This window comes from Nonomuraea sp. NPDC050643 (genome assembly GCF_040654715.1).
In the GTDB taxonomy this organism is placed as follows: domain Bacteria; phylum Actinomycetota; class Actinomycetes; order Streptosporangiales; family Streptosporangiaceae; genus Nonomuraea.
In genome coordinates, this window is the sequence record NZ_JBFAIM010000064.1 from 53,301 (window position 1) to 69,982 (window position 16,682).

The window sequence follows — 16,682 nt, forward strand, 5'->3', positions numbered from 1 at the left end:
CCCATTGCCAAGACCAGGCACAGACCATGCGCGCCCAGGCGGACACCCTGGACGACCTGCGGGTACGTGTGATGGACGACTGACGAAAGGACGGCTCCCATGAGAGCGACCCTGATCTACGGAGCCGGTGACGAGCGCCTGGAGCAGGTGCCCGACGGCTACCCGGAGATGGCCGGACGGGACGCCCTGAAGGTCCTCATCCGCCCCTGACCCGCCACCGGGACCATCCGTCGAACAGGCCGATCAGCCCCGCTGAGACGGCGTTCGCGAGCACGAGGAGGAACTGCGATGTCCGGCTGGACCAGTGACGAGCTCACGGCGATCGGGAACGCGGAGGAACTGGAGCTCGCCTCCCGCCGCGACGACGGCAGCCTGCGCCGCCCCGTGACCATGTGGGTCGTACGCGACGGCGACGACCTGTACGTCCGCTGCATGAACGGCCCTGACGGCGCCTGGTACCGCGGCACCAGGACACGCCACGAGGGCCACATCTCGGCCGGCGGCCTCCGGCGCGACGTCACCTTCGCCGACTCCGACGCCGGCCGGGACCTCGACGACCGGCTCGACGACGCCTACCGGGCCAAGTACCACCGCTACGGCCCGGACATCGTCGGCGGCGTCGTCAACCCCGGCGCCCGAGCCGCCACGATCAGACTCGTGCCCCGCTGAATCCCCCTGAGAACCCCTCCGACAACAAGGAGCCTGTCATGGAATACCGCCGCCTGGGACGCACCGGCGTCTCGGTCAGCACGCTGTGCCTCGGAGCGATGATGTTCGGCGAGTGGGGCACCAAGGACCACGACGAGAGCATCCGCGCCATCCACCGCGCCCTCGACGCCGGGATCAACTTCATCGACACCGCCGACGTCTACTCGGCCGGCGAGTCCGAGGTCATCGTCGGCAAGGCGCTGGCCGGTGGCCGGCGCGACGACGTCGTGCTCGCCAGCAAGGTGCACATGCCGATGGGCGAGGACCTCAACCAGCGCGGCAACTCCCGCCGCTGGATCATGCGCGAGGTCGAGAACTCGCTGCGCCGGCTGGGCACCGACTGGATCGATCTGTACCAGATCCACCGCTACGACCCCGAGACCGACATCGACGAGACGCTCGGCGCCCTCACCGACCTCGTCCGGGCCGGGAAGGTACGCTACGCTGGCCACTCGACCTGGCCGGTCTCGGCGATCGTGGAGGCCCAGTGGACCGCCCGCGAACGGGGCCGGGAACGGTTCGTGTGCGAGCAGCCGCCGTACAACCTGCTCGTACGCGGGATCGAGGCCGACGCGCTGCCCACCTGCGCCCGCTACGGCATGGGCGTCATCTCCTACAGCCCGCTGGCCGGCGGCTGGCTCACCGGCCGCTACAGCAGGGGCGTGGAGTCGGAAGGGCCGTTCTCCGCGGCCCGCCGGCGGCTGGCCGACCGCTTCGACCTGTCGCTGCCGGAGAACCAGCGCAAGCTCCAGGCCGCCGAGCGACTCGCGGAGCTGGCCGAGCAGGCCGGGATGACGCTGATCGAGCTGGCCATCGCGTTCGTCCTGCGCCACCCCGCGGTCACGTCGGCGATCATCGGCCCCAGGACCATGGAGCACCTCGAATCGCAGCTACCGGCCGCCGGCGTCGCGTTGCCGGACGAGGTGCTGGACCGCGTCGACGAGATCGTGCCGCCCGGCCTGACCATCAACCCGGCGGAGAACGGCTGGTTGAGCCCGTCCCTGCTGCCCGCCGCCCGCCGCCGCTGACCGCGAGAGGGAGAACCGTGGAGATCCTGCCCAAGCAGCCGTCGGCCAAGGGGCCGGCCGAGATGTTCACCGGTGACGTCTGGTTCGACGTCGTCTACCGGGGCGAGGAACCGTCGCGCATGCGGGTCAACGTGGTGCGCTTCTCCCCGGGCGCCCGTACCGCCTGGCACCGCCACGTCATGGGGCAGACCCTGCACGTCACCGACGGCGCCGGTCTGGTGCAGGCGCGCGGCGGCGAGGTCGTGGTGATGCGGCCGGGCGACACCGTCCACACGCCGCCGGGGGAGTGGCACTGGCACGGCGCCGCCTCCGGCCACTTCATGACCCACCTGGCCATGTGGGAGGGCGCGGGCGAGGACGGCGGCGCCGAGACCGAGTGGGGCGCGCCGGTCACCGACGAGGAGTATCACGGCCGGCCCGCCCCTGGCCCCCGCTGACGTCCACGAGGGGGTCGCCGGCCTCCGTTGCCGTGGTGGCGCCGGCCTCGGTCGGCTACGGGGCGAGCCTGCTGCTGCCGGAGCGGCTGACCCCCGAGGAGTTGAGCGGGCACGCGCTCGGCCTGCACTTCTCGGGCATGCTCACCATGCAGGGCGTGGGCGCGGCCGTCGCCGGGACCGTCGCGCAGCTCACCTCACCCGCGACGGCGATGGCGGCACTGGCGGCGGCCTCGGCCGCGGTCACCCCGGCGCTGGCCGGCCGTTCCCGGCGCTCGCGCGCGGAAAGGTCAGGGGGCGAGGTCGAGGGCGTCGATCGCGATCGCCGGGCTGACGGTCAGGAACGGCCGTTCGTCCCCGTCGTTCAGGTCGGTCGTGACGAACCGACCGGGTGAGGAGCCCGGGCGGACGACCCGGCCGCCGCTGATGGCGAGGTAGGCCTCGAAGTTCCGCCGGGCGAAGCGGCGCTCGCCGCCGGTCGGGACGTCGATCGCGATCAGGGGGCTCTCGTCGTCGGGCTCCGGGTAGACGATCAGCTCGTGGCCGGACGCCCAGACGGAGTGCGGGCCGGGGAGGGCGACGCGTTCGGCGTAGGAGCCGATCTCCTTGCCGGACAGGTCGAGGACGACGGTGGTGAGGACGTCGTCCAGCGTCAGGTACGTCGCGGCGAGCAGCCGGCCGTCCGGCGACCAGCTCAGGGAGGCCTCCTCCCAGTAGCCCTCGGCTGCCCAGAGCCGCCGCCGGGTGCCCGTGGCGGTCTCGATCAGCTCGATGCCGGCGATCTCGTCGCCGAGGCCGGGGATGCCGGGGCCGCTGGAGAGGTCGGCCAGGACGGCGAGCAGGGCGCCGTCCGGCGAGAGGGCCGCGCGCAGGAAGTCGTCGGAGGCGAACTCCTGACGGGCGCCGGTGGCGAGCGTGTGCAGCACCACCCGCATGGGGGCGGCGCCGTCGTCCTGACGCGCCACGTACACCAGCCGGGTCCCGTCGGACGACAGTGACACCGTCTCCTGCGACAGGTGCGGCGGGAGGCCGGGGACGGTCACGAACGCGTCGCTGTCGGCGTCCAGCACGATCACGGCGTTCCGGTCGAGCCCCTGGGCCGCGAGGACCATCCGGGCCGCCCGCACCGGCAGCGCGGCCAGCGCGTCGAATGCGATCTCCCATGACCGGTCGACGACCACGAAACCTCCTCTTTCCGATCCGGAGCGCAGCCTAGTCAAAGATCGTGAACTTGGGGAATTCCGGCATCTTTCGCAAAACGATCTTCTTGGTGTACCGTCCCCGCTGCCACACTTATGTCCTCTTTATCCGGGGTGAATGCGTGCGACGTCTCTGCGTGACCATGGCGCTCGTCCTCCTGGCGGGGTTACTCGTTCCCGTCCATGAGACGTTGTTCAAAATCGGGGTCGCGGAAGCGGCGGCGGCGGCGGAGGCGGCCGCCGGCTGCCCCCCGAACGTCAACGACTGGACGATCGGCCGCAGCGGTCAGAAGCGCTGCGTGTTCAACCGCATGTACTCCACCCGCCGCCGGATCAACGAGCCCTGCCTGCGCAACCGTCCCGCGCTCGGGACCCACATCTACCAGCAGCCCAGCGAGTGCAGCCCGTCGGGCGGCGTCGAGGCCATCGGGCAGGCCCGCGCCATCAAGTACCTGAACGACCAGATCGGCGGCACGCCGCCCGCGGGGCAGGCCGGCGCGATCATCAACCCGGACATCCAGTGGGAGGCGACCCTCAGCGGCGGCAGTGACCGGCCCGACATCGTCTACTACGACCACGCCGGCACCAGCTTCGGCGAGGTGATCGAGGCCAAGGTCAAGGGCAACCCGGACTACTCCGGCTGGGGCGGCCAGGTGGCCCGGTACGCCGCCGTGCTCATCGCCAACGGCGTCCGCAACGTCAGCGCCGGTACGGTGCTCAACCGCTGGGGCATCTACCAGGACTGGTTCCAGGTCTACAACAAGAACCCCTCGTGCAAGGTGGACGGCAAGGACGGCTACCAGCTCTCCACGTACAAGGCCATCTCGCCGACTCCGGGCCTCCTGCACATCGAGGAGGTCAAGAAGGAGCGCAAGTGCGAGGAGCGCAAGCGCCAGCCCCCGCCGAACAGCCCGCCCGCGCAGACCCCGGCCGAGGACGAGGACGAGAACGATGACGACGACAAGTGGCCCGTCCCGCCGATCCTGATCCCGCTGATCCAGCGCATCACGACCGTCGGCGCGACGTCGCTGGCCGGGGACGTCGCCGCGTACGGCAGCGTCGAGGCCGCCGCGGCGGCGCTCACCGCCGAGGTCGAGCTGTTCCTCGCCAGCCAGCGGGGCGCGCTGTTCCTGCGCGCGGCCGGCTTCATCACCATCGAGGCGGCCCTGGCGTTGGGCGTGGCCGCGCTGGTCATCCTCATCCTGTGGTGGTACTTCTCCGAGCACGGCGGCCTGGTGAAGGGCGAGCCGCACTTCACCACCCTCGACGGCCTGGGCTACGACCTGCAGTCCGTCGGCGAGTTCGTCCTGGCCAACTCCGAGAAGTGGGGCCTGGAGATCCACGGCCGGCTCAGCCCCGCCAGCGGCGGCCGGGACGTGTCGGTGATGTTCGACGCCGCGATGGAGGCCGGTGACCACAAGGTCGAGTTCCACGAGAACGACCTGTACATCGACGGCCAGAAGCGCACGCTCGAGGCCGGCAAGATCCTCTACCTGGGCAAGAACGCCTTCATCGTGCAGAAGGACGGCAAGTGGATCGTCATGTTCGACGGTCTGGAAGGCCCGGCCCTGTCCTGGAGGCGCGGCGCCGCCGGCCTCTACCTGCCGCCGGCCTCCGACAGTGACCTCGAGGGTCTGCTCGGCAACGCCGACGGCGACCCGAAGAACGACCTCAAGCTGCGCGACGGCACCCAGCTCCCCGCCACCGCCTCGCCCGCCCAGTTGCACACCGACTACGCCAACTCCTGGCGGCTCGACGACACCGAGTCGATGTTCACCTACGGTCCCGGCGAGAGCACCGCGACCTTCACGAACCTGCAGTTCCCCTCCCGCATCGTCACGATCCACGACCTGACACCCGAGCAGATGCAGCTCGCGACCGCGCAGTGCGAGGAGAGCGGCGTCCAGCCGGGCGTCCCGTTCAACGACTGCGTCCTGGACATCGCGCTGACCGCGGACACCTCGTTCGCGACCGCCGCCGCCGAGCAGAAGAAGGTCAGCCTCGACCCGGCGGCACAGGCCGTCGACGTCAACGGCAACCTCGCGATCGACTTCGAGGGGACGCTCGGCAAGAACGTCCTGCCGTCGCGGGTGTCGGCCGATCCGGCGGTCGGCTCGTTCGCCGGGCCGTTCAGCGGGAGCGACTCCTACCGCTTCTTCGTGCAGGCGCTGCCGCCTCACAAGAGCGGGACGCTCGGCTTCGACCTGCTGGCCGTCGGCGACTGGGCGTCCGACTCCGACACCGAGAAGGTCACGGTCGAGACCGACCGCGACGACCCGCACACGATCACGCCGAGCGAGCTGACGCCCGTCGCGTCCGGGACGCTGGCCAACGGCCTGCCCTGGGCGAAATACCGCGTCACGCTGCCGGTCACCCACAAGAAGAGCCAGATCGAGGTCAAGGCCTCGGTCACCGGGGCGGCGGGCATCTCGAACCAGGCGTTCGGGCTCGACAACGTCCTGCTCGACCTCGACGTGTCCCCGCCGCAGACGTTCGCGGTGTCGCTGCCGTTCACGGCCTCCGACGGGGTCCCGGGCGAAGGCGCGGGCAACCTGGAGGGCGAGGTCGCGGTCGACGAGTACCGGTTCACGCTGGACCAGCCGGGTTCGATCTTCGTCAACGCGCAGGAGTGCCCCGGGTTCGGGCTCAGGTGGCAGTTGCTGAACGCCGCCGGGGCGAGCGTGGCCACCTCCTTCCTGTGCGGCGCCAAGCGCCTCGACGGCCTGGCGGCGGGCGCGTACCGGCTGGTCGTCTCGCCGTGGAACGACGTGTTCGGCCCCTACAAGCTCAGCGTGAACACGCTGGGGGCCGACGTCGTCACGACCGCGGTGATCGGCGGGCCGAAGGCGCCGCTGGAGATCACCGACCCGGGCCAGCTCGGCACCTGGACGTTCACCGGCACGGCCAGCCAGAAGATCGCAGCCGAGCTCGGCGACGGCACCCTGACCTCCCTCGGCGACGCCTACCTGCGGCTGAGGAGGCCCGACGGGACCGTCATGGCCGGCGAGTCCTGCGGCAAGGCCTGCTTCGTCGACACCGAGACCCTGCCGGTCACCGGCACGTACTCGGTGGTGTGGGATCCGAAGGACGCGAAGACGGGCTCGATCTCGCTGCGGCTGTTCGAGGTGCCCGCGGCGGTCACCGGGACCGTCGCGATCGGGGCGCCGTCCACGCTGACGACCACCGTCCCCGGGCAGAACGCGTCCTGGTCGTTCGCCGGCACGGCGGGCCAGCGGGTCGCGTTCGGGGTCAGCGGGCTGGCCGGCTCCGCATACGCCTCGATCAGCAAGCCGGACGGGACGCGGCTGTTCGGCTCCACCTACTGCTCGACGGCCTGCGCCTTCGACACCACCACACTGCCCGTGACCGGCACCTACACGCTGCTCGTCGACCCCAGCGACGTGCGGACGGGGCCGATCACGGCCAGCGTCATCGAAGGTGACGTCATCGGCGCCCTGACCGTCGGCGGCGCGGCGGTGAAGCTGACCACGACCGGGCCGGGGCAGCGGGCCTACTGGACGTTCGCCGGCACGGCGGGGCAGCGGATCGCGTTCGCCCTGACCGACGGCACGTTCAGCGGCGCGTACGCGTCGGTGCGCAAGCCGGACGGCACGGACCTGTTCAGGTCCACCTGGTGCAAGGCGTCGTGCGCGTTCGACACGGTGTCCCTGCCGGTGGACGGCACCTACACGGTCGTCGTGGACCCCTCCGGCACGGCCACCGGCTCGATCTCCGCGCAGGTCACCGAGGGCGACGCCACCGGCACGCTGACCGCCGGCGGCGACCCGGTCAAGCTGACCACGACCGGGCCGGGGCAGGTCGCCACCTGGTCGTTCGCCGGCACGGCGGGGCAGCGGGCCGCGTTCGCCCTGACGGGCGGCACGTTCACCAACGCGTACGCGCTGGTGCGCAAGCCGGACGGCACGGAGCTGTTCGACTCGACCTTCTGCAAGGCGTCGTGCGCCTTCGACACGAGCACGCTGCCGGTGACCGGCACCTACACGGTCGTGCTGGACCCGTCCGGCACGGCCACGGGCTCGATCTCCGCGCAGGTCATCGAGGGCGACGTCACGGGAGTCCTCACGGCGGGCGGCGACCCGGTCAAGCTGACCACGAAGGGCCCCGGGCAGACGCCCATCTGGACGTACGCCGGCACGGCCGGGCAGCGGATCTCGGTCACGTTCTCGGGCGGCACGTTCACCAGCGCGAACGCCTCCATGCGCAAACCGGACGGCTCCGTCCTGGTGCCGTCGACGTTCTGCGCGAGCTCGTGCTACTTCGACACGACCGTGCTGCCCGTGGACGGCACCTACCAGGTGGTGGCCGACCCGGCCGGCATCCAGACCGGCTCGATCTCGGCCCAGCTCAACATCGTGCCGCCGGACGTGACCGCGCAGATCACCGCCGGGGGAGAGGCGTCCACGCTGACGACCACCATCCCCGGCCAGCGCGGCCTGTGGACGTTCGCCGGGACGGCGGGACAGCGGCTCTCGTTCGACTTCACCGGCTCGACGTTCACCTACGCCTCGGACGCCACCGTCAAGGTCAGGAACCCGGACGGCACCGACCTGGTCGCCGACACCAACTGCGGCACCGACTGCCTGCTCGAGCCGGTCACCCTGCCCGCGACCGGCACGTACACGGTGGACCTGCGGCCCAAGGGGTCGAAGACCGGCGCGCTGACGCTGCGGACGTACCTGGTGGCCGACGTCGCCGCCACCGCCGCGATCGACGGCCCCACCTCGGCCCTGACCACGACGATCCCCGGCCAGAACGGCACCTGGACCTTCACCGGGACCGCCGGCCAGTACGTCAACCTCGCGTTCATGGGCGGCACGTTCTCCGCCGCCTCCGACGCCGGGGTCTCGGTGAAGGCACCCGACGGGACCGTGCTGCGGGAGGACACCTCCTGCGGCAAGCTCTGCATGTTCGAGCCGATCACCCTGCCGGCGACCGGGACGTACACGATCCTGTTCGACCCGCGCAAGGCCCTCGTCGGCTCGCTGACCGCGCAGCTCACCGAGGGCGACGTCACCGCCACGACCTCGGTCGGCGGCCCGGCCTCCACGCTGACCACGGTCGGCGCCGGCCAGCGCGCCGTCTGGTCGTTCCCCGGGACGGCGGGCCGGCGGGTGTCGTTCAACTTCACCGCGACGACGCTCACCAGCCTGTACGACGCCTACGTGACGGTGAAGCAGCCGGACGGCACCGTCCTGATCGCCGACACCCCGTGCGGGCGCAACTGCCTGCTGGAGCCCGCCGTCCTTCCGGTGGGCGGCGCCTACACCGTCGAGTTCCGGCCGCAGAACTCCAAGACGGGTTCGATGACCCTGCAACTCCACGAGGTCACCCACCTGGCCGCGAACATCACCCTCGGAGGCGCCGCCTCGGCCTTCACCACGACCACGCCGGGGCAGAACGGCACCTGGGCGTTCTCCGGCGGCGCGGGACAGCTCGTGTCGTTCAACTTCACCGACGCGACCTTCGCCAGCTCCCTGGACGCCCAGGTGTCGGTCAAGAAGCCCGACGGCACGGTGCTGGTGGCGGCGACGTACTGCGGGAAGAACTGTTTCCTGGAGCCGGTGGCGCTGCCCGTGGCCGGCACGTACACCGTGGAGTTCAACCCGAAGGACGACAAGGTCGGCAAACTGGCCCTGACGGCCCACGCGATCACCCACCTGACCGGCACCGTCACCGTCGGCGGCGCCGCCTCCACCCTGACCACGACGGCGCCGGGGCAGAACGGCACCTGGTCGCTCGCCGGCACGGCGGGGCAGGTCGTGGCGTTCAACCTGACCGACGCGAACTTCTCCGGCTCCACCGGGGCGCGGGTGACGGTCAAGAGGCCGGACGGCACGGTGCTGGTGGCGGCGACGTACTGCGGGAAGAACTGTTTCCTGGAGCCGGTGGCGCTGCCCGTGGCCGGCACGTACACCGTGGACTTCGACCCGCAGGACGAGAAGGTCGGCAAGCTGACCCTCAGGGCCCACGCGGTCACCGACCTGCCCCCGGCCGCCATCACCATCGGCGGCGCCACCTCGACCCTGACCACCACGACCCCCGGCCAGAACGGGAGCTGGACCTTCAGCGGCACCACGGGCCAGAAGGTCACCGTCACCTTCACCGGCACCAGTTTCGCCGCCTCCACCGACGTCCAGGTCTCCCTGAAGAAGCCCGACGGCACGGCCCTCGGCAGCACCACCTACTGCGGCCGCAACTGCACCATCTCGGCCACGACCCTGCCGGCCACGGGCACGTACACGATCGTGTTCAACCCCCAGGCCGACAAGACCGGCTCCCTGACCACGAAGGTGGCGCTGTCCTGACGATATGAGCGACGGCGGGTACGGCCAGGCCGTACCCGCCGTCGCCCGTGGACGGGCGTTCCGCGCAGCACCGATGTGCGCAGGTCAGACCCCGGTGAGGGAGGAATCGACGGCGAGCTAAACTGGCAGGGACCGCGAAGCGGGACCGCGCGCCGAGAGGGGACGGCGCCTCCCGTGCGGCGCTCGCACGGGGTGTTCCGCCCACGGTGGCGGGCCGCCGGCGACACGCGGGAACGACGGCCCACGCGGGGTCGTGCGAAACAGGACGCGAAACAAGAGCGGAATAAGATCCGCCGCGGGGGCCGTTGGGCACGGGGTGGCGCGAACGCCACAACGGCGGATGATTCGGATGCCGCGGCATTCTGCCTCGAACGGGCACCGCCGCCTGACCCAGGGAGCAGCGTTTGCGTAGCGACTCGGCCGACGTACGTCCCAGGACCGTCACCGCGGTCTATCCAGCGGGAGTGCTGGCGCCGCCGGCACGCACACTGCTCGACATCCTGGACGAGACCACACGCCTGCACCCGGAGGCCCCCGCGCTGGACGACGGCACCGTCCGCCTCGACTACCGCGCCTTGCGCGCCGAGGTGGACCGGATGGCCGCCGAGCTCGCCGACGCCGGGATCGGCCGCGGCGCCAGGGTGGGCGTCCGCGTCGTGTCGGGAACGGCCGAGCTCTACGTGTCCATCCTCGCCGTGCTGGCGGCCGGCGCCGCGTACGTCCCGGTCGACGCCGACGACCCGGACGAGCGCGCCGAACTGGTCTTCACCGAGGCCGGGGTCGACGCGGTCATCACGGACAAGGTGCTGGTCCACCAGGGCACGGAGACGACCGGCGGGCCGCCCGCTCCGGGCGACGACGCGTGGATCATCTTCACCTCCGGCTCCACCGGCAAGCCGAAGGGCGTCGCGGTGACGCACCGGTCGGCGGCCGCGTTCGCCGACGCCGAGGCCGGTCTCTTCCTGCAGGAACGGCCGCTGGGTCCCGGCGACCGGGTGCTGGCCGGGCTGTCGGTGGCCTTCGACGCCTCGTGCGAGGAGATGTGGCTGGCCTGGCGGCACGGCGCCTGCCTCGTGCCCGCGCCCCGCTCCCTGGTCCGCACGGGAATGGACCTGGGCCCCTGGCTGGCCGAGCGGGGCATCACTGTCGTCTCGACCGTGCCGACGCTGGCCGCGCTCTGGCCGGCCGAGCACCTCGGCGGCATCCGGCTGCTGATCTTCGGCGGGGAGGCGTGCCCTCCCGAGCTGGCCGAACGGCTGGCGGTGCCCGGGCGTGAGGTGTGGAACACCTATGGGCCCACCGAGGCGACGGTGGTGGCGTCGGCGGCGCGGCTGACCGGCGACCAGCCCGTACGCATCGGCCTGCCCCTCGACGGGTGGGACCTGGCCGTGATCGGCCCCTCGGGCGAGCCGGTGGCCATGGGAGAGACCGGCGAGCTGGTCATCGGGGGCGTGGGCCTGGCGCGCTACCTCGACCCGGCCAAGGACGCCGAGAAGTACGCGCCCCTGCCGTCGCTCGGCTGGGCGCGCGCCTACCGCAGCGGTGACCTGGTGAAGGCCGACCCCGAGGGCCTCGTGTTCGTCGGCCGGGCCGACGACCAGGTGAAACTGGGCGGGCGGCGGATCGAGCTGGGCGAGGTGGACGCCGCGCTGCAGGCGCTGCCCGGCGTCACCGGCGCCGCGGCCGCCGTGCGCACGGCGGGCGGCGGGCACCAGGTGCTCGTCGGCTACGTCGTCACCGGTCCCGGCTTCGACGCGACCGAAGCGCGTGAGCTGCTCGCCGACTCGCTGCCCGCGGCCCTGGTGCCGCGGCTGGCGCCGGTCGACTCGCTCCCGACCCGGACCTCGGGCAAGATCGATCGCGACGCGCTGCCCTGGCCGCTGTCCGAGCCGGCCGCGCCCCTGTCCGGGCTGAGCCCGGCCGAGGAACTGCTGGCCGAGCGGTGGACCGCCATCCTGGGCGTGGCGCCGGAAGGACCCGACGCCGACTTCTTCGCGAGCGGAGGCACCAGCCTGGCGGCCGCCCGGCTGGTGTCCCTGCTGCGCCCCGACTTCCCGGACATGGCCGTGGGCGACGTCTACGCGCGGCCGACGCTGGCCGGGCTGGCGGGGCTCCTGGCCGCCAGGGACGAGCCCGAGCCCGCCCGGCCGCCCGTGGCGCCCATGCCCCGGCGGGCCGCGCTGGCGCAGACGCTGCTCATGGTCCCGCTGCTCACCGCCGGCGCGATGCGCTGGCTCGTGTCGCTGGCCGCGCTCGGCAACCTGCTCGCGCCGTCGTGGGCGCCGGCCCTGTCCTGGTGGTGGGTGGCCCTGGGCGCGCTGGCGTTCGTCACCCCGATGGGACGGATGGGCCTGTCGGCCGCGGTCGCCCGGCTGCTGCTGCGCGGCGTGCGGCCCGGCAGCCATCCGCGCGGCGGCGGCGTACACCTGAGACTCTGGTTCGCCGAGCAGTTCGCGGCCAGGCTCGGCGTCCCCGACCTGGCCAGCGCGCCCTGGATGACCTGGTACGCCCGGCTGCTCGGGGCCCAGGTGGGCACGGACGCCGACCTGCACTCGCCCCCGCCCGTCACAGGGCTGCTCAAGATGGGCAGGGGAGCGTCGATCGAGCAGGAGGTGGACCTCAGCGGCCACTGGTTCGACGGCGACCGCCTGCACATCGGCGAGATCCGGATCGGCGCGGGCGCCACCGTCGGCTCCCGCGCGACCCTGCTGCCCGGCGCGCGCATCGGCAAGAACGCCCAGATAGCGCCGGGATCCGCGGTCGCCGGGAATGTGCCCGCGGGCGCGCTGTGGGCCGGCGCGCCGGCGTTCCGGCAGGGCAAGTCCCGCAGGACGCGCCCGCCCGAGCGCGCCGCCCGCTCCCGCCTCTGGGCGGGGCTCTACGGCGTCACCGCCGTCGCGCTCAGCCTGCTCCCGGTCGTGGCGGCCGGGGCCGGCCTCGCGATCCTGGGCGTGTTCGCCCGCGACGCGCGCACGCTCGGCGCGGCGCTGCTGGCCGCCCTGCCCGCCGTGCCGCTCGCCACGATCGCCGGCATGGCCGCCTTCGCCCTGGTCACGCTGGTCAGCGTGCGGCTGCTCGGCCTCGGCCTGCACCCCGGGCACCACCCGGTGCACAGCCGCCAGGCCTGGCAGGCGTGGGCGACCGGCCGGCTGATGTCCTCGGCCCGCGTCTGGCTGTTCCCCCTGTACGCCAGCGTCGTGACCCCCATGTGGCTGCGGGCGCTCGGCATGAAGGTGGGCCGGGGCGTCGAGCTGTCCACGGTCCTCGCGCTGCCCACGATGACCTCGGTCGGCGACGGGGCCTTCCTGGCCGACGACACGATGGTCGCCCCCTACGAGCTCGACGGCGGCTGGATGCGCATCGCGACGGCGCGGATCGGCAAGCGCGCCTTCCTCGGCAACTCCGGAATGACCGCCCCCGGCCGCAAGGTGCCCAAGGACGGCCTGGTGGGGGTGCTGTCGGCGACGCCGAAGAAGGCCAAGTCCGGCTCGTCGTACGTGGGCATGCCGCCGATGAAGCTGCACCGCACCGCGGAGGAGGGCGACCGGAACCGCACCTACGACCCGCCCGCGCGCTACAAGGCGGCACGGGCCCTCGTCGAGGCGTGCCGCGTCGTGCCCGCCATGTGCGCGGTCGCGCTCGCCGTCCTGGTCGCCGCCGCGTTCACGGGTCTCGCGGCCGGGTACGGCTTCGCCGCGGCGGCCGCGCTGAGCGGCGTGGTCATGACGGCCGCGGGCGTGGCCGCGGCGGCGGTCGCGACGGCCGCCAAGTGGGCCCTCGTCGGCCGGATCAAGGCCGGCAACCGGCCGCTGTGGAGCTCGTTCGTGTGGCGCAACGAGCTGGCGGACAACTTCGTCGAGGTGCTGGCGGCGCCCTGGTTCGCGCAGCCGTGGCTCGGAACGGCGCCGCTGAACGTGTGGCTGCGCTCGCTCGGGGCACGCATTGGACATGGGGTCACGTGTGACACGTACTGGCTGCCCGAGGCGGACCTGGTGACCCTGGGCGACGGCGCGTGCGTCAACCGGGGCTGCGTCCTGCAGACACATCTCTTCCACGACCGGGTCATGAGTATGGACACGGTGACGCTCGAGGCCGGCGCGACGCTGGGCCCGCACGGCGTGGTGCTGCCGGCGGCGAGCGTGGGCACCGACACCACGATCGGGCCCGCCTCCCTGGTGATGCGCGGCGAGAACGTGCCCGGCCACACCCGGTGGTTCGGCAACCCCATCTCGGCCTGGCGATGACGGCGTACTTCCCCGGGCACGGCGACCACCGGTACGGCGTCACACACTACGATCTGCGGCTGGCCTATCGCGTCGCGGCCAACCGGCTCGACGGCACGGCGCGGCTGACGGTGTCGGCCGCCGAACCGCTCGGCGTGCTCGACCTCGACTTCGGCAGGTTCCGGATCCTGGGCGTCAGCGTGGACGACCTGGCCGCCCGCTACGTCCACGCCCGCGGCAAGCTGCGCGTGACGCCGCCCCGGCCGCTGCCCGCCGGGGCGCAGGCCGTGGTGGAGGTGCGTTACGCGGGCAGCCCCGTGCCGGTGCCGAGCCGGTGGGGCGGCCTGGGCTGGGAGGAGCTGACCGACGGCGCGCTCGTGGCCGGCCAGCCGATCGGCGCGCCCTCCTGGTTCCCGTGCAACGACCGGCCCGGCGACAAGGCGTCGTACCGGATCTCCGTGACGACGGCGTCGCCGTACCAGGTGATCGCGAACGGCGTGCTCGTGGCCCGGCGGCGTGGGGCCGGGACCACGACGTGGATCTACGACCAGGCCGAGCCCATGGCGACCTACCTGGCGAGCGTCCAGATCGGGCGCTACCAGCTCTCCGACGTCGACGGGGTGCGGCTCGCGCACCCGGCGCGGCTGGCCACGCGCGTCCGTCACGACTTCGGCCGGCAGGGCGAGATGATGGCGTTGTTCGAGGAGCTGTTCGGGCCCTACCCGTTCAGCGGCTACATCGTCGTGGTGGCCGACGACGACCTCGAGATCCCGGTCGAGGCGCAGGGCATGTCGATCTTCGGCCGGAACCACGCCGACGGCGTCCGCGGATCCGAGCGGCTGGTCGCGCACGAGCTGGCGCACCAGTGGTTCGGCAACAGCCTCACCGTGGCCTGCTGGAACGACATCTGGCTGCAGGAGGGCTTCGCGACCTACGCCGAATGGCTCTGGTCGCAGGCGTCGGGCGGCCTGCCCACCGCCGGCCACGCCCAGCGCTGGCACCAGCGGCTCGCCATGCTGCCGCAGGACTTCGTCCTGGCCGATCCCGGCGCCGGGGTGTTGTTCGACGACCGCGTCTACAAGCGCGGGGCGCTGACCCTGCACGCGCTGCGCCATGCCGTGGGCGACGAGGTGTTCGTCCCCGCCCTGCGCGCCTGGGCCACCGAGCACCGGCACGGCACCGTCACCACCCGGGAGTTCGCCGCGCACGTCCAGCGGCACACCTCACGGCCGGTCGTGCCGCTGCTGTCCGCCTGGCTGTACGACAAGCCGCTCCCGCCGCCCTGACCTGATCGGAGCCGGATACGCGACCGCCCCACCCATCTTCTACACTCTGTAGAAATAAACGGTCGGTGGTGAGGAGTCGCAGGTGCCGCAGCAACAGGATCGGGCCGACGCCCGGCGCGCGAAGGTCGAGGGGATGCGCGCCCACGACAGGCAACGCTCCGCGCGCCAGAAGAACGTCACCATGTCCGTCGCCGTGATCGGGGTGTTCGCCGTGGTGGCGGCCGTGTGGCTGGCGATCGGCACCATGGGCTCGGGAGGGGAGCAGGCCGGGGGAGCCCCGGCGGCGGCCGGCGCGCCGCAGGTGGTCCGCGAGGACAGCCACCGCCTGCAGACCGCCGCCGACGGCAAGGTGACGCTGGTCGAGTTCCTCGACTTCGAGTGCGAGGCGTGCAAGGCGTACTTCCCCACCGTGGAGGAGCTGCGCAAGGCGTACGCCGGCAAGGTCACCTTCGTCGCCCGCTACTTCCCGCTCGGCGGCCACTTCAACGCCGAGCGCGCCGCCCGGGCCGTGGAGGCCGCCGCCCGGCAGGGCAAGTTCGAACCGATGTACCAGCGGATGTACGAGACGCAGACCCAGTGGGCCGAGAAGCAGGTGCCGGCCGACGCGTTCTTCCGCACGATGGCCGAGGGGGTAGGTGTGGACCTGGCCGCCTGGGACAAGGCGTACGACGATCCGGCCACGCTGGCCCGGGTGAAGAGGGACGCCGCCGACGGGCAGGCGCTCGGCGTGCAGGGCACCCCGACGTTCTTCCTCAACGGCACGAAGATCCAGCCCCGTAGCGCGGAGGAGTTCAAGGCGGCCATCGATGCGGCACTCGCCCAGTGACGCCGCGCCCGCGCCGGGCGCCGTCTCCACCGCCTTCGCCACCGCCGAGTCAGAGCCCGCCCTCTTCCCCCTGCTGCTGCCGCGGCTGCTGCTGATCGGCGGCGGGATCGGGCTGGTCGCGGCGTTCGTCCTGACGATCGAGAAGATCGCCCTGCTGGAGAACCCGGCCTACATCCCGAGCTGCAGCATCAACCCGGTGCTGTCCTGCGGGTCGATCATGAAAACGCCGCAGGCCGAGCTCTTCGGCTTCCCCAACCCGCTGCTGGGCATCGCCTCCTTCGCCGTCGTCGCCACGGTCGGCACCGTCCTGCTCACCGGGGCCCGGCTGCCCCGCTGGTTCTGGCTCGGGCTGCAGGCCGGCGTCACCGCCGGCGTGGTCTTCGTGCACTGGCTGATCTTCCAGAGCCTCTACGTCATCGGCGCGCTGTGCCCGTACTGCATGATCGTGTGGGCCGTGACCGTGCCCGTCTTCTGGTACGTCACCCTGCGCACCATGGCGCGCCCTCCCGCGCGCCGCCTCGCCAGGACGTTGGCCGCCTACCACACCGTGCCGCTCACCGTCTGGTTCCTGCTCCTCATCACCCTGATCGGGGTTCGCTTCTGGTCCTACTGGAGCACCCTGCTCTGACAGAGCCCCGAACCCGGGAGAGGG

At 72.3% G+C, this 16,682-nt stretch carries 10 protein-coding genes; 9 read left to right on the plus strand and 1 reads right to left on the minus strand.

From position 1 onward, the window contains the following. The first annotated feature begins 288 nt into the window (after window positions 1-288). Genes AB0I15_RS51580 through AB0I15_RS51595 form a run of 4 tightly spaced genes read left to right on the plus strand, consistent with a single transcriptional unit; the run spans window position 289 to window position 2,565 of the window. On the plus strand, window positions 289-669 hold the full coding sequence (locus AB0I15_RS51580; RefSeq protein WP_358114028.1) for a DUF2255 family protein: 381 nt from the start codon (window positions 289-291) through the stop codon (window positions 667-669). Between the two features lie 38 nt (window positions 670-707). Next, on the plus strand, window positions 708-1,736 hold the full coding sequence (locus AB0I15_RS51585) for an aldo/keto reductase (RefSeq protein ID WP_358114030.1): 1,029 nt from the start codon (window positions 708-710) through the stop codon (window positions 1,734-1,736). 17 nt (window positions 1,737-1,753) lie between these two features. After that, a complete protein-coding gene (locus AB0I15_RS51590) occupies window positions 1,754-2,173 on the plus strand; it encodes a cupin domain-containing protein (protein WP_358114032.1) in 420 nt (139 codons plus the stop codon). Window positions 2,174-2,208: 35 nt separating this feature from the next. Beyond that, window positions 2,209-2,565, plus strand: coding sequence for a hypothetical protein (locus AB0I15_RS51595; protein WP_358114034.1), 357 nt, complete (start codon window positions 2,209-2,211; stop codon window positions 2,563-2,565). Here AB0I15_RS51595 and AB0I15_RS51600 read toward each other — a convergent pair. Next, window positions 2,461-3,351, minus strand: coding sequence for a hypothetical protein (locus tag AB0I15_RS51600; protein WP_358114036.1), 891 nt, complete (start codon window positions 3,349-3,351; stop codon window positions 2,461-2,463). The genes AB0I15_RS51595 and AB0I15_RS51600 overlap by 105 nt on opposite strands. 140 nt (window positions 3,352-3,491) lie before the next feature. On the opposite strand from AB0I15_RS51600, the gene AB0I15_RS51605 reads away from it, so the two are divergent. The 5 genes from AB0I15_RS51605 (at window position 3,492) to AB0I15_RS51625 (ending at window position 16,658) form a co-directional block, all read left to right on the plus strand. Beyond that, entirely contained in the window at window positions 3,492-9,695 is a 6,204-nt protein-coding gene (locus tag AB0I15_RS51605) for a VWD domain-containing protein (RefSeq protein ID WP_358114038.1), read from the plus strand. A 404-nt stretch (window positions 9,696-10,099) separates the two neighbouring features. After that, complete coding sequence (locus AB0I15_RS51610) at window positions 10,100-13,939, plus strand: Pls/PosA family non-ribosomal peptide synthetase (RefSeq protein ID WP_358114040.1); 3,840 nt, start codon at window positions 10,100-10,102, stop codon at window positions 13,937-13,939. Next, complete coding sequence (locus AB0I15_RS51615; RefSeq protein ID WP_358114042.1) at window positions 13,906-15,204, plus strand: M1 family metallopeptidase; 1,299 nt, start codon at window positions 13,906-13,908, stop codon at window positions 15,202-15,204. The genes AB0I15_RS51610 and AB0I15_RS51615 overlap by 34 nt, the downstream gene beginning before the upstream one ends. A gap of 82 nt (window positions 15,205-15,286) precedes the next feature. Further along, window positions 15,287-16,030 carry a thioredoxin domain-containing protein gene (locus AB0I15_RS51620; protein WP_358114044.1) on the plus strand — a complete coding sequence of 248 codons (744 nt, stop codon included), beginning with the start codon at window positions 15,287-15,289 and terminating at the stop codon, window positions 16,028-16,030. Then, the gene (locus tag AB0I15_RS51625) at window positions 16,011-16,658 is read left to right on the plus strand and encodes a vitamin K epoxide reductase family protein (protein ID WP_358114046.1); all 648 of its coding nucleotides are present in this window, start codon (window positions 16,011-16,013) and stop codon (window positions 16,656-16,658) included. The genes AB0I15_RS51620 and AB0I15_RS51625 overlap by 20 nt, the downstream gene beginning before the upstream one ends. Window positions 16,659-16,682 lie beyond the last annotated feature (24 nt).